This is a genomic window from Rhodoferax sp. SPJ4 (assembly GCF_058216275.1).
Window position 1 is genome coordinate 505300 of sequence record NZ_JBYZMN010000002.1, and the last position, 12993, is coordinate 518292.

Sequence of the window (12993 nt, forward strand, 5' to 3'; positions counted from 1 at the left end):
GAGGCATTGTCGCCAGCAATTGAAAAGTCATGAGGCGCCCGTCTTTGTGGCGTTTTCTGTCTTTGCAGGTACTGGATTTATGTTGCACCGCACAAAAGACGGGTCTAAGCTTCAAACCCTCACGACTTCCAGGGATTTCGATGAACGCACTCACACTGGGCCCCCGCCCGGACGCCCATGGCGCCGCTGCCGCACCGCAGGCCGGCCTGATGCTGGCCACGCTGGGCGTGGTCTATGGCGACATTGGCACCTCGCCGCTGTACGCCTTCAAGGAATGCCTGGCCGCGGCCCAGGGCCTGCCGTTCGCGCCCGCCACGGTGCTGGGTCTGCTGTCCATGGTGTTCTGGGCGCTGATGCTGGTGGTGACTATCAAGTACATCGGCTTTGTGCTGCGCGCCGACCACGGCGGCGAGGGCGGCATCCTGGCCTTGCAGGTGCTGGCCAAACACGCAGCCGGCGGCGACGCCGGCAAGCCCTGGCAGCTGACGTCGATCGCCGCTTTGGGCTTGCTGGGCGCGGCGATGTTTTACGGCGACAGCCTGATCACCCCGGCGATCTCGGTGCTGTCGGCCATCGAGGGCCTGGAGGTGGCCACGCCGGTGTTCACTCCTTATGTGCTGCCACTCACCGTGGCGGTGCTGGTGGGCCTGTTCGCGGTGCAACGCCGCGGCACCGGCGCGGTGGGCAAGGTGTTTGGCCCGGTGATGGTGCTGTGGTTCGGTCTGCTGGCCTGTCTGGGTCTGCAGCAGATCGCCCAGGCGCCGCAGGTGCTGGCGGCGGTGAACCCGCTGTGGGCGTTGGGTTTTGTGGCCGAGCACCCGGGCCAGACGCTGCTGGTGCTGGGTGCGGTGTTCCTGGCCGTCACCGGCGGCGAGGCGCTGTATGCCGACATGGGCCACTTCGGCATCCAGCCCATCCGCCGGGCCTGGCTGTGGGTGGTGGCGCCGGCACTGGTGCTGAACTACTTTGGCCAGGGCGCGCTGGTGCTGGCCGATCCGTCGGCGGCCAGCAACCCCTTCTTCCGCATGGTGCCGGCCTGGGCGGTGGTGCCCATGGTGGTGCTGGCCGGGGCGGCCACGGTGATTGCTTCGCAGGCGGTGATTTCGGGCGCCTTCTCGCTCACGGCCCAGGCCATGCGCATGGGCTATCTGCCGCGGCTCAAGGTGGTGCAGACCTCGGGCGACGCGATGGGCCAGGTTTACCTGCCGCTGCTGAACTGGCTGCTGATGGTGGGCGTGGTGCTGCTGGTGCTGGGCTTCAAGAGTTCCAGCGCGCTGTCGGCGGCCTACGGTATCGCGGTGTCGCTGACCATGGTCACCACCACGCTGCTGGCCGCCTGGGTGGCCTGGAAACTTTGGCGTTGGCCGGGCTGGCTGGTGGCCAGCGGCGGTGCGGCGCTGCTGGCGATCGATCTGGTGTTTGTGGCCGCCAACAGCCTGAAAATCAGCGAGGGCGGCTGGCTGCCGCTGGCCGTGGCCGCGGGGGTGCTGGCCATCTTCACCACCTGGGCCAAGGGCCGCCGGCTCAGCCATGCGCTGGCCGCCCGCGCCCGCATCGAGCTGCGGCCTTTCCTGGCGATGCTGGCGCAAAGCCCGCCGCACCGGGTGCGTGGCACGGCGGTGTTTTTGACCTCGGAAACCGAGTGTGTGCCGCACGCGCTGTTGCACAACCTGCAACACAACCAGGTGCTGCACGCCCATGTGGTGCTGATGTCGGTACAGGTGTGCGACACACCGCGGGTCGACGCCCGGGAGCGCATCGAGGCCGAGGCCCTGGGCCTGGGTTTCTGGCGGGTGGTGGCGCGCCACGGCTTCATGGAGCGGCCCGACGTGCCCGAGTTCATGAAGGTCTTTTCTTACCAGAAAGGCATCCCGGCCGAGACCCTGGCCACCTCCTACTTCACTTCACGCGAGACAGTGGGCGAGGCGCGCCTGCCCGGCCTGGGGCCGTTGCGGCAGGTGGCCTACCGCTGGCTGCACCGCAATGCCGGCCGCGCGTCGGACTACTTCAACCTGCCGGCCCACCGGGTGGTGGAACTCGGCCGCCGGCCGGCCTGAGCCCGGCTCGGCTCAGCGCCCGTCCACCACCTGGCGACCCATGCCCGGGTGGTCGGTGAAAAAGCCGTCCACCCCGACGGCCAGGTAGGCGCGGATTTCGGCCGCCAGGTCGCCGTGTTCAGAGGGCGAAGCCACATCGCCGCGCCGCAATTCGGCCGGCAGAAACGGGTTCTCCGGCCGCAGCGTGTAAATGTGCACTTGCAGACCGGCGGCATGGGCGTGGGCCACCAGCGGGGTGGGCGAGCCCAGCCGGTTGCCCGCGTCGCGCGGAATCACCGCGTCCTTGGCCGGGCCGATGGCCTGGGCATAGGTGGCCACAAAGGCCAGCCCGGCCGGCGTGGCCAGGTCGGCATAGGTGCGCAGGTCATTGGCCATCACAAAGTCGAATGGCCGGGCCTGGGGCTCGCCCAGCAGTTGCACCAGCGGGGCGCGGGTCAGCGGCCGCATGGCATGCAGGTTGGCGACCTCGAAGGACTGGATGTAGACCGGCGAGTCGGCCTCGGTCAGGCCGTGGGCGGCCAGGGCGCTCAGCAGAGGGGGTTCCAGCGCCAGGCCCAGGGCCTGGAAATGGCTGGGGTGCTTGGTTTCCGGGTAGACCGCAATCGTGCGGCCGGTCTGCGCACGGGCGGCCTGGGCGAGTTGCAGGATTTCTTCCAGCGTGGGTACCTCGAAGCGGCCGTTGTAGGCCTGGTTGGCCGGCCGGTGCTGGGGAATGCGTTCGATGGCGCGCAGCGTCTTCAGCTCGGCCAGCGTGAAGTCCTCGGTGAACCAGCCGGTGAGCGCCTGGCCGTCGATGGTTTGCGTGCGGCGGCGGCTGGCAAATTCGGCGCGCTGGGCAACGTCGGTGGTGCCGGAAATCTCGTTCTCGTGCCGGGCCACCAGCACCCCGTCGGCGGTGCTGACCAGGTCGGGCTCGATGCAGTCGGCGCCGTCGTCAATCGCCTGCTGGTAAGAGGCCAGCGTGTGTTCGGGTCGCAGGGCGCAGGCGCCGCGGTGGCCAATCACCAGGGCGGGGCGGCGGGGCAGGGTGGTGCGCATGGGCAGCGATTGTCAGGCCTGCGGTGGGGTCGGCGCGACGGGACGGGCTCACTTGCCGTCATCGCATTCGGTGAAGCCGTTCCTGCGTTCGCCCGACTTGCACCAGCTGGCCATGCGGGTGATGTAGGCATCGGGCCGGAAGGTCTTGGCCAGTTTCAGGTACTCCGAGGCCTGCTGCCTGGACTCGACCACGGCGATGCTGGCGTAGAAACCGTTGCGCAGAAAAACCTCGCCGCCGGCGATGCCCCGCTGGGTGGCCCGGCGGATTTCGTCGTTCGCCGCGTCCAGCGAAGCGTCGCTGCCAAACACCACCCCCAGCTGGCCCGTGTCCGGCATCGCGGCCTGGGCCTTCTCCACCAGCAAGGCGTTGGCGGTGATGGTGGCCCGCACGGCGCTCTGGGCCTTGACCGTGGCCGCCGCCACTTCGCGGCCGGACCGTTCGACCGACTGCAGTGAAGCCCGCAGCTCCCCGTTCTGGATGGACCCGTTGGCGGCCGCCAGGGCGTCGTTGGATTTTTTCAGCTGTTCCTGCAGGCTGGCGATGGTGGCCTGCGCGGCCTTCAGCGATTCGTCACTCTGCACCAGCTTGGCTTTCCATTTGAAGCCCACCACGCTGCCTTCTTCGAAGCCGGCACGCATCAGGATGTCGTTCAGCGCGCTGGGAAAGGCCACCAGCAACATGGCCAGCAGCACCAGGGCGCCGTCGCGCAGCAGGGCCACGGCGTCCTTTCCCAGTGACAGCATGCGCTCGACGCCGGCGGCGGGCGCAGTGGGGGTGTTGGCTGACATGGCGACCTCCTGGCTGGGTGCGAATGACAGCCGGAGAATAAACCCGAGCAGGCGTTTTTACCCCCGCCAAAAGTCGAGCAGGTCGAAGACCGGTCCACAGAAGCCCGTTTGACAAGCGTTCCGCCTTCGCTTAGATTACTAACCAGTCAGTCATTAAAAATCCGCCATGAAACTCCACCGCCTCGCCATGCTCGTTTCCGTGGGCCTGCTGGCCGCCTGCAGCCGCCCCGCGCCCCCGGCCGAGCCGGTGCGAGCCGTCAAGGTCATGACGGTGGGGGTGTCCGGCCTGTTGTCGGCCCACGAGTACGCCGGCGAGGTGCGGGCCCGGGTGGAGTCGCGGCTGGGTTTCCGGGTGGGTGGCAAGATTCTGCAGCGCCAGGCCGAGGTCGGCCAGCGCGTCAAACCGGGCCAGCTGCTGGCCCAGCTGGACGGCCAGGACTACCGGCTGGCGGCCGACGCCGCCCGGGCCCAGGCCGCCGCCGCGCTGACCCAGCGCGACCTGGCCGCGGCCGACTTCAAACGCTACCGCGACCTGCAGGCGCAGAACTTCATCAGCGGCGCCGAGCTGGAGCGCCGCGAGGCCACGCTGAAGGGCGCGCAGGCCGGCCTGGAGCAGGCCCAGGCCCAGCTGTCGGCCCAGGGCAACCAGGCCCGCTACACCAGCCTGGTGGCCGACGCCGCCGGCGTGGTGACGGCGGTGGACGCCGAGCCCGGCCAGGTGGTGGCGGCCGGTGCACCGGTGCTGCGGCTGGCGCTGGACGGACCGCGCGACGTGGTGTTTGCCGTGCCCGAAGACAAGGTGGCCGCACTCCGCGTGGGTGACGCGGTGCAGGTGCGGGGCTGGGGGCCAGGCGCCACCGTGGCCGGCAAGGTGCGCGAGGTGGGTGCCAGCGCCGACCCGGTCACCCGCACCTTCACGGTGAAGGTGGCGATCGACAGCAAGGACAGCCCGCCGCTGGGCGCCACGGTGTCGGTGCTGCCGGCCTCGCTGAGTGCCGTCGGCCTGCAGGCCATCAAGCTGCCCACCAGCGCGCTGCGCCAGGAGGGCCAGCAGACGGCGGTGTGGGTGTTGGACCCGGCCAGCATGACGGTCAAGGTGCAGCCTGTGCAGGTGGCCACCGCCGACGGCAACGATGCGGTGATCGCCGCCGGTCTGCAACCCGGCCAGCAGGTGGTGGTGGCCGGTGTGCATGTGCTGTCGCCGGGGCAGAAGGTGACGGTTTACCAGGACAAGGCGGCTTCGCCCGCACTGGGTGCCGCACCGGTGACGCCAGCGTCCGCCGCCCCGGCCTTGGCCGCGAAGTGAGGCGGCCATGAGCGAACACCACCCCGCGCCGCAAGACACCGGCGCCGCGCTGGCCCAGCCCAAGACCAGCTTCAACCTGTCGCGCTGGGCGCTGGAACACCCGGCCCTGACCCGCTACCTGATGGTGGTGTTGTTGCTGCTGGGCGTGGCCTCCTATTTCCAGCTGGGCCAGGACGAAGACCCGCCGTTCACCTTCCGGGCCATGGTGGTGCGCAGCTACTGGCCGGGCGCCACCGCCCAGCAGGTGGCCGAGCAGGTGACCGACAAGCTGGAGCGCACGCTGCAGGAGGCGCCCTATGCCGACAAGATCCGCAGCTACTCCAAGCCGGGCGAGTCGCTGATCATTTTCCAGATCAGGGACTCGTCCAAACCGGGCGAGGTGGCCAATGTCTGGTACCAGGTCCGCAAGAAGATCGGCGACATCCGCGGCACGCTGCCGCCAGGGGTACAGGGGCCGTTTTTCAACGACGAGTTTGGCGATGTCTATGGCGTGATCTACGCGCTGCAGTCCGACGGCTTCAACGCCGCCGAACTGAAGACCTTTGCCGACGAGGTGCGCCAGCGGCTGCTGCGCGTGCCCGATGTGGCCAAGGTGGAGTTGTTCGGTGTGCAGGATGAGAAGGTCTACATCGAGCTGTCGCAGAAGCGCCTGGCCCAGCTGGGGCTGGACTTCAACCAGGTGCTGGCCCAGCTGGGCCAGCAGAACGCGGTGGAGAGCGCCGGGGCCATCCAGTCGCCGCAGGACGTGGTGCAGGTGCGGGTGGCCGGCCAGTTCAACGCGCTGGAGGATTTGCGCGCCATGCCCATCCGCGGCACAGGCGGCAACCAGCTGCGGCTGGGCGACATCGCCACCGTCAGCCGCGGCTATGTGGACCCGCCCCAGGTCAAGGTGCGGCACCAGGGCCAGGAGGTGATTGCGCTGGGGGTGTCAATGGCCAAGGGCGGCGACATCATCGCGCTGGGCAAGGCGCTGGACCAGACCACTGCCGCGATTTCCGCCACGCTGCCGGCCGGCGTGACGCTGGTGCAGGTGCAAGACCAGCCCAAGGCGGTGGCGCGCTCGGTGGGCGAGTTCATCCGGGTGCTGATCGAGGCGGTGGTGATTGTGCTGGCGGTGAGCTTTGTGGCGTTGGGCCTGCACAAGGGCGGACGCTTCGGTTGGCACATCGACATCCGCCCCGGCCTGGTGGTGGGCATCACCATCCCGCTGGTGCTGGCGGTGACCTTTCTGGCGATGGATTTCTGGGGCATCGGCCTGCACAAGATCTCGCTGGGTTCGCTGATCATTGCGCTGGGCCTGCTGGTGGACGACGCCATCATTGCGGTGGAGATGATGGTGCGCAAGATGGAGGAGGGCTACGACAAGGTGCGTGCCGCCACCTTCGCCTACGAGGTCACGGCCATGCCCATGCTGACCGGCACCCTGATCACCGCGGTGGGCTTTTTGCCGATTGGCCTTGCCAAGTCCACCACCGGTGAATACACCTTTGCCATCTTCGCGGTGACGGTGATTGCGCTGATGCTGAGCTGGTTTGTGTCGGTGTACTTTGTGCCTTACCTGGGCAATGCCTTGCTCAAGGCCAAGCCGGTGTCGACCACCGATGCCGACCACCACGAGCACTTTGACACGCCGTTCTACCGCCGCTTCCGCGCCACGGTGGACTGGTGTGTGCAGCACCGCTGGATCACCATCGGTGCCACGCTGCTGACCTTTGCCCTGGGCATTGCCGGCATGGGCCGGGTGCAACAGCAGTTTTTCCCCGACTCCAGCCGGCCCGAGATTGTGGTGGACCTGTGGTCGCCCGAGGGCACCGGTTTCGCCGCCAGCGAGGCGGTGGCCAAACGGGTGGAGCAGCGGCTGATGGCCGAGCCCGCCGTGGCCTCGGTCACCAGCTGGGTGGGCTCGGGCGTGCCGCGCTTTTATCTGCCGCTGGACCAGGTGTTCCCGCAGACCAATGTATCGCAGCTGATCGTGCTGCCCAGCGACCTGGCGGTGCGCGAAAGCCTGCGCATCAAGCTGCCGGCGCTGTTGGCGAGTGAGTTCCCGGAAATCCGCGGCCGCGTGAAATTGCTGCCCAACGGGCCCCCCGTGCCCTACCCGGTGCAGTTCCGGGTGGTGGGCAGCGACCCGGCGGTGCTGCGGGCACGTGCCGACGAGGTCAAGGCGGCGATGCGGCAGAGCCCGCACACCCGCGGCGTCAACGACAACTGGAACGAGTCGGTCAAGGCGCTGCGGCTGGCGGTGGACCAGGCCAAGGCCCGCGCCCTGGGTGTCACCAGCCAGTCCATCGCACAGGCCTCACGCACGCTGCTGGCCGGCGCCACCGTGGGCCAGTACCGCGAGGGCGACAAACTGATCGACATCGTGTTGCGCCAGCCGCTGGACGAGCGCAACGCCATCAGCGACCTGGGCAACGCCTACCTGCCCACCGCCTCGGGCAAGTCCATTCCGCTGACCCAGATCGCCAAACCGGTGTTCGGCTGGGAGCCCGGCGTGATGTGGCGCGAGGGGCGCGACTACGCCATCACCGTGCAGAGCGACATTGTGGAGGGCCTGCAGGGCGCCACCGTCACCAACGAACTGCTGCCTCAGCTCAAGGCGCTGGAGGCGAAGTGGCATGCCGCCGGCCAGCGGGCCTACCGCATCGAGGTGGCCGGCGCGGTGGAGGAAAGCGCCAAGGGCTCGTCGTCGATTGCGGCCGGCCTGCCCATCATGCTGTTTTTGACCTTCACGCTGCTGATGCTGCAATTGCAGAGCTTCAGCCGCTCGGTGCTGGTGTTCCTGACCGGGCCGCTGGGCATTGCCGGCGTGGCCGGGGCGCTGCTGCTGCTGAACCGGCCGTTTGGTTTTGTGGCGCTGCTGGGGGTGATTGCGCTGATGGGCATGATCCAGCGCAACTCGGTGATCCTGATCGACCAGATCGAGCAGGACCGCGCGCGCGGCGTGCTGGCCTGGGATGCCATCGTCGAGTCGGCGGTGCGCCGGCTGCGGCCCATCGTGCTGACCGCGGCCGCGGCGGTGCTGGCCATGATCCCGCTGTCGCGCAGCGTGTTCTGGGGCCCGATGGCGGTGGCCATCATGGGCGGGCTGATCGTGGCCACGGTGCTGACGCTGCTGAGCCTGCCGGCCATGTACGCCGCCTGGTTCCGGATTCGGCGCGACACGCCTGGCGTGGCCTGAGATTTCGGGGCCTGTGGGCCCCGGGAAGGGCTCATCCTGCCGCTAAAATGCGTGCTGATCTAAGGCACCACAAACTCGCCGCCCGGCCCTTGAGGCGCAGGCGGTGACGGTTGACAGGCTGCACAACCGCGCGGGTGGCGAAATTGGTAGACGCACCAGGTTTAGGTCCTGACGCCCGCAAGGGTGTGGGGGTTCGAGTCCCCCCCCGCGCACCAAGTCTCTCCTGCTTGGTCACATTCCCACCGTTGAGAAGCAAGCCCGGTGGGCCTGTCTGGTGGTTAGCGGCTGCGGTAGACATGGTCTTTGGGCAGTACCGGTGGTTGCATCATGGGCCGCTGCTTGCAAAATATCCCAAGGCCAGAAATCTGGGACTGACTGACCAACTGGTGGGTGTGGGGTGTTTGGACGTTAACAGGCAAACCTTGTTGGGCAATCTCGGCCTGATCGCCGGCTCCATTTTTAAGCGGATTTGAACATGAGCATTTTGGTGACCGGTGGTGCTGGCTTCATAGGCAGCAACTTCGTGCTGGACTGGCTGCGCCATTCCGACGAAACCGTGGTGAACCTCGACAAACTCACCTATGCGGGCAATCTGGAAAACCTGGCATCGTTGAACGGCGACAAGCGCCATGTGTTTGAGCAGGGTGACATCGCGGACACGGCGTTGTTGAATCGCCTGCTGGCCGAACACCGGCCACGGGCGGTAGTCAATTTCGCCGCCGAGTCCCATGTGGACCGCTCCATTCACGGCCCCGAAGACTTCATCCAGACCAACATCGTGGGCAGCTTTCGTTTGTTGGAGGCGGTGCGTTCCCACTGGGGTGATTTGGCAGAAACCGACAAGGCCACTTTCCGATTTCTGCACGTGTCGACCGACGAGGTCTATGGCTCGCTGGCCAAAGACGATCCGGCTTTTACCGAGACGCACCGTTACGAACCCAACAGCCCGTATTCAGCGTCCAAGGCCGCCTCTGACCATCTGGTTCGCGCCTACCACCACACCTATGGCTTGCCAGTGCTCACCACCAACTGCTCCAACAACTACGGGCCCTACCATTTTCCGGAAAAGCTCATCCCATTGATGATCGTGAATGCCTTGGCAGGCAAGCCGCTGCCGGTGTACGGCGACGGCATGCAGGTTCGCGACTGGTTGTACGTGACAGACCATTGCAGTGCCATCCGGCGGGTGCTGCAAGCAGGTCGCTTGGGTGAGGTGTACAACGTGGGCGGCTGGAATGAAAAGCCCAACATCGAGATCGTCAACACCTTGTGTGCCTTGCTGGACGAGTTGCGTCCGCGGTCAGACGGCCTTTCTTACCGCGATCAAATCACCTACGTCAAAGACCGGCCCGGCCATGACCGGCGTTACGCCATTGACGCGCGCAAGCTGGAGCGCGAGTTGGGCTGGAAGCCCGCCGAAACCTTTGAAACTGGCATTCGCAAGACGGTTCGGTGGTACCTGGACAACCCAGAATGGGTGGCCCATGTGCAGTCGGGCGCCTACCGCCATTGGGTTGAAAAGCAATACGCCTGATTGGGCTGCCGCATGGTGACCGCTGCTGTCTCGTTTGCCGCTGGCCACCCGCGGCAACATGGGCATCGCGCTGCCTGCGCGAGTGCGGTTTGCGCACAGCATCTGTCACCCGGTCGGCGCCGTACTGGGTTACATAAAAATCGTCATAAAGAGCGGACATGAAGATTCTTTTGTTTGGCAAAGGTGGCCAGGTGGGGTGGGAGCTGCAGCGCTCGCTGGGCGTGTTGGGCGATGTGGTGGCACTGGGCACCGCCAGCACCGACCTCTGCGGTGACTTCACCAATCCCCAAGGCATTGCCGATGCCGTGCGCCAGGTGCGGCCCGATGTGATCGTGAATGCCGCAGCCCACACCGCGGTGGACAAGGCCGAGACAGAGCACGCACTGGCCCAGGCCATCAATGCCACCGCGCCGGGTGTTTTGGCGCAGGAGGCAGCCCGGCTGGGCGCCTTGCTGGTGCACTACTCCACCGATTACGTGTTTGATGGCCAGGGCGACACGCCGTGGCTGGAGACAGATCCCACCGCCCCCCTCAATGTCTACGGCGCTAGCAAGCTGGAGGGGGAGCGGCTGGTGGTTGCCAGCGGCTGCCGGCACCTGATTTTTCGCACCAGCTGGGTTTACGGCGCGCGTGGAGGCAACTTTGCCAAGACCATGCTGAGGCTGGCCCGCGAACGCAGCAGCCTGAACGTGATTGACGACCAAGTGGGCGCGCCCACCGGGGCCGATTTGCTGGCCGATGTCACTGCCCATGCCATTCGCAGCATGGAGAGCCGGGTGACCAATCCGCCCACCCCGGCGTCTGGCATCTACCACCTGTCCGCGGCCGGGCAAACCTCCTGGCACGGTTATGCCAGGTTTGTGCTGTTGTCAGCGCAGCAAGCTGGCGTTGAATTGAAGGTGGCGCCAGACGCCGTGCTGGCCATTCCCAGCGCCAGCTACCCCACGCCGGCCAAACGTCCACTCAATTCCAGACTGAACACCCACAAGCTGCAAGCCGCTTTCGGCCTGCATTTGCCCCCCTGGCAGCAGGGCGTGGCCCGCATGCTCACCGAACATTTTCAGGAAATCCTCCCATGACCCAACGCAAAGGCATCATCCTCGCCGGTGGCTCCGGCACCCGGCTTCACCCAGCCACCCTGGCCATGAGCAAGCAGCTGCTGCCGGTGTACGACAAGCCCATGATTTACTACCCGCTGAGCACGCTGATGTTGGCCGGCATGCGGGACATCCTGGTGATCAGCACACCGCAAGACACGCCTCGCTTTCAGCAACTGCTGGGCGATGGCAGTCAGTGGGGGTTGAACCTGCAGTACGCGGTACAGCCCAGTCCCGACGGCTTGGCGCAAGCCTTCATCATCGGCGATGCCTTCATTGGCAACCACCCCAGCGCCCTGGTGCTGGGCGACAACATTTTTCACGGCCATGACCTGGCCCACCTGCTCGGCAATGCCGACCAGCAAGCCACCGGGGCCACCGTGTTTGCTTACCATGTGCAGGATCCGGAGCGCTATGGGGTGGTGGCGTTTGATGCGGCCGGCAAGGCCAACAGCATTGAAGAAAAACCTGCCCAGCCCAAAAGCAACTACGCCGTGACCGGCCTGTACTTTTACGACCAGCAGGTGGTGGACATCGCCAAGGCGGTGAAGCCCAGCGCGCGGGGCGAGCTTGAAATCACCTCGGTGAACCAGGCCTACCTGGCGCAAGGGCAACTCAGCGTGCAAATCATGCAGCGCGGCTATGCCTGGCTGGACACCGGCACCCACGACAGCCTGCTGGAAGCCAGCCAGTTCATCGCCACGCTGGAGCACCGGCAGGGGTTGAAAGTGGCTTGTCCGGAAGAGATTGCCTTCAGGCAAGGGTGGGTCAACGCCGAGCAGTTGGAGCGTTTGGCCAAGCCGCTGGCAAAGAATGGTTATGGCCAATACCTGCTGCGCCTGCTGACAGAGAGGATTTTGTGATGAAAGTGACGCCCACCGCCATTCCCGATGTTGTTGTCGTTGAGCCCCGAGTGTTTGGCGATGAGCGCGGATTCTTCTTCGAGAGTTTCAATCAAGCCCAGTTTGAAGCCGCACTTGGCAAGCAGGTGTGCTTTGTGCAGGACAACCACAGCCGCAGCGTCAAGGGCGTGCTGCGAGGCTTGCATTACCAGGTGAAGAAACCCCAGGGCAAACTGGTGCGCGTGGTGCAAGGCGAAGTGTTCGACGTGGCGGTGGATCTGAGAAAGTCGTCACCAACTTTCGGGAAATGGGTGGGTGAGCGACTGTCTGCGGAGAACAAAAAGCAGTTGTGGGTGCCGGAAGGCTTTGCCCATGGGTTCATCACCCTCAGCGAGACAGCGGAATTTCTCTACAAAACCACGGCCTACTACGCGCCTGAACACGAGCGCTGCATTGCCTGGGATGACAGCACGCTCAACGTGGGGTGGCCTGCAGGCTTGCCCCCCGCGCTTTCGGCCAAGGACGCGCAAGGAATACCTTTCACGGAAGCCGAGGTTTTTGCCTGATGCGTCATTTTTCTGCCCAGCCAAAGGAGATGATCGCCAGTTCGTAGCGTCACTGCGAACACCCCCCAAAGCGAGCGGTGTTGGAGCGTTGCTTTTGCCTAGGGAATCGGCATGCCGTGGTCCTTTGTATCCTCCTCCTCATGCCAATACTGCTGAGCCTGCCAGCCAATGTACGCTGCCTTGTTGCGGCTCCGGTGCGATACACCTAACCGGTGGGCAATTCGCGGGCGCGTCTCCGGACAGGCTGCATCCTGCCGCTAATATCGGCTGATCTTGAGGCCCCCGGCCCTTTGGGGTGGCGTTGACAGACTGCACAATGCGGCGCGGGTGGCAAAATTGGTAAACGTACCAGGTTCAGGTCCTGACGCCCGCAAGGGTGTGAGGGTTCGAGTCCCCCCCCCCCGCGTACCAAGCCCCTTTTGCCCACGCTGGAAACAATCTCAAACAATCGCGTCAGCCGTTGGGTGGATTCTCATGCTGCAATGCAGCGCGTTACAGTTTTTGTTGGTCTTTCAAGCTTCCCTACCGGCGCTGGATGTTCTGATTGGGGGATTCTTGGCGATGACCGTGGAATTCAATAGCC

At 65.7% G+C, this 12993-nt stretch carries 9 protein-coding genes and 2 tRNA genes; 9 read left to right on the plus strand and 2 right to left on the minus strand.

All coding sequences use genetic code 11. The annotated features are described in order from the left end of the window. The first annotated feature begins 140 nt into the window (after positions 1–140). Positions 141–2057 carry a potassium transporter Kup gene (locus tag AC4BAR_RS09840; protein ID WP_490627680.1) on the plus strand — a complete coding sequence of 639 codons (1917 nt, stop codon included), beginning with the start codon at positions 141–143 and terminating at the stop codon, positions 2055–2057. A gap of 12 nt (positions 2058–2069) precedes the next feature. Here the strand turns inward: AC4BAR_RS09840 and AC4BAR_RS09845 are convergent, their stop codons facing one another. Both AC4BAR_RS09845 and AC4BAR_RS09850 read right to left on the minus strand, forming a co-directional pair. After that, positions 2070–3095 carry a glycerophosphodiester phosphodiesterase gene (locus tag AC4BAR_RS09845; protein WP_490627681.1) on the minus strand — a complete coding sequence of 342 codons (1026 nt, stop codon included), beginning with the start codon at positions 3093–3095 and terminating at the stop codon, positions 2070–2072. A 48-nt stretch (positions 3096–3143) separates the two neighbouring features. Next, a complete protein-coding gene (locus AC4BAR_RS09850; protein WP_490627682.1) occupies positions 3144–3884 on the minus strand; it encodes a hypothetical protein in 741 nt (246 codons plus the stop codon). A 187-nt stretch (positions 3885–4071) separates the two neighbouring features. On the opposite strand from AC4BAR_RS09850, the gene AC4BAR_RS09855 reads away from it, so the two are divergent. The 8 genes from AC4BAR_RS09855 to AC4BAR_RS09890 all read left to right on the plus strand — a co-directional run bounded on the left by AC4BAR_RS09855 (position 4072) and on the right by AC4BAR_RS09890 (position 12821). After that, the gene (locus tag AC4BAR_RS09855; RefSeq protein WP_490627683.1) at positions 4072–5190 is read left to right on the plus strand and encodes an efflux RND transporter periplasmic adaptor subunit; all 1119 of its coding nucleotides are present in this window, start codon (positions 4072–4074) and stop codon (positions 5188–5190) included. 7 nt (positions 5191–5197) lie between these two features. Next, positions 5198–8371, plus strand: a complete 3174-nt coding sequence (locus AC4BAR_RS09860; protein ID WP_490627684.1) for an efflux RND transporter permease subunit — start codon at positions 5198–5200, stop codon at positions 8369–8371. Positions 8372–8499: 128 nt separating this feature from the next. After that, positions 8500–8586: transfer RNA gene (locus AC4BAR_RS09865), tRNA-Leu, on the plus strand. Positions 8587–8846: 260 nt separating this feature from the next. Continuing rightward, positions 8847–9905 carry a dTDP-glucose 4,6-dehydratase gene (rfbB, locus tag AC4BAR_RS09870; RefSeq protein WP_490627685.1) on the plus strand — a complete coding sequence of 353 codons (1059 nt, stop codon included), beginning with the start codon at positions 8847–8849 and terminating at the stop codon, positions 9903–9905. A gap of 158 nt (positions 9906–10063) precedes the next feature. After that, positions 10064–10984 (plus strand): dTDP-4-dehydrorhamnose reductase, encoded by a 921-nt coding sequence (gene rfbD, locus AC4BAR_RS09875; RefSeq protein WP_490627686.1) that lies wholly within the window; start codon positions 10064–10066, stop codon positions 10982–10984. Continuing rightward, positions 10981–11865 carry a glucose-1-phosphate thymidylyltransferase RfbA gene (gene rfbA / locus AC4BAR_RS09880; RefSeq protein WP_490627687.1) on the plus strand — a complete coding sequence of 295 codons (885 nt, stop codon included), beginning with the start codon at positions 10981–10983 and terminating at the stop codon, positions 11863–11865. The genes rfbD and rfbA overlap by 4 nt, the downstream gene beginning before the upstream one ends. Continuing rightward, positions 11865–12410: a dTDP-4-dehydrorhamnose 3,5-epimerase gene (rfbC, locus tag AC4BAR_RS09885; protein WP_490627688.1), complete on the plus strand. Its 546-nt coding sequence runs from the start codon at positions 11865–11867 to the stop codon at positions 12408–12410. The genes rfbA and rfbC overlap by 1 nt, the downstream gene beginning before the upstream one ends. Positions 12411–12731: 321 nt before the next feature. Then, positions 12732–12821, plus strand: a tRNA-Leu gene (locus AC4BAR_RS09890). The last annotated feature ends 172 nt before the right edge of the window (positions 12822–12993 follow it).

Excerpts from the sequence above, each read along its gene's own strand:
- AC4BAR_RS09845 (WP_490627681.1), bottom strand. The coding sequence starts at position 3,095 with ATGCGCACCACCCTGCCCCGCCGCCCCGCCCTGGTGATTGGCCACCGC.
- rfbB (WP_490627685.1), top strand. The coding sequence starts at position 8,847 with ATGAGCATTTTGGTGACCGGTGGTGCTGGCTTCATAGGCAGCAACTTC.
- rfbD (WP_490627686.1), top strand. The coding sequence starts at position 10,064 with ATGAAGATTCTTTTGTTTGGCAAAGGTGGCCAGGTGGGGTGGGAGCTG.
- AC4BAR_RS09855 (WP_490627683.1), top strand. The coding sequence starts at position 4,072 with ATGCTCGTTTCCGTGGGCCTGCTGGCCGCCTGCAGCCGCCCCGCGCCC.
- rfbC (WP_490627688.1), top strand. The coding sequence starts at position 11,865 with ATGAAAGTGACGCCCACCGCCATTCCCGATGTTGTTGTCGTTGAGCCC.
- AC4BAR_RS09840 (WP_490627680.1), top strand. The coding sequence starts at position 141 with ATGAACGCACTCACACTGGGCCCCCGCCCGGACGCCCATGGCGCCGCT.
- rfbA (WP_490627687.1), top strand. The coding sequence starts at position 10,981 with ATGACCCAACGCAAAGGCATCATCCTCGCCGGTGGCTCCGGCACCCGG.
- AC4BAR_RS09850 (WP_490627682.1), bottom strand. The coding sequence starts at position 3,884 with ATGTCAGCCAACACCCCCACTGCGCCCGCCGCCGGCGTCGAGCGCATG.
- AC4BAR_RS09860 (WP_490627684.1), top strand. The coding sequence starts at position 5,198 with ATGAGCGAACACCACCCCGCGCCGCAAGACACCGGCGCCGCGCTGGCC.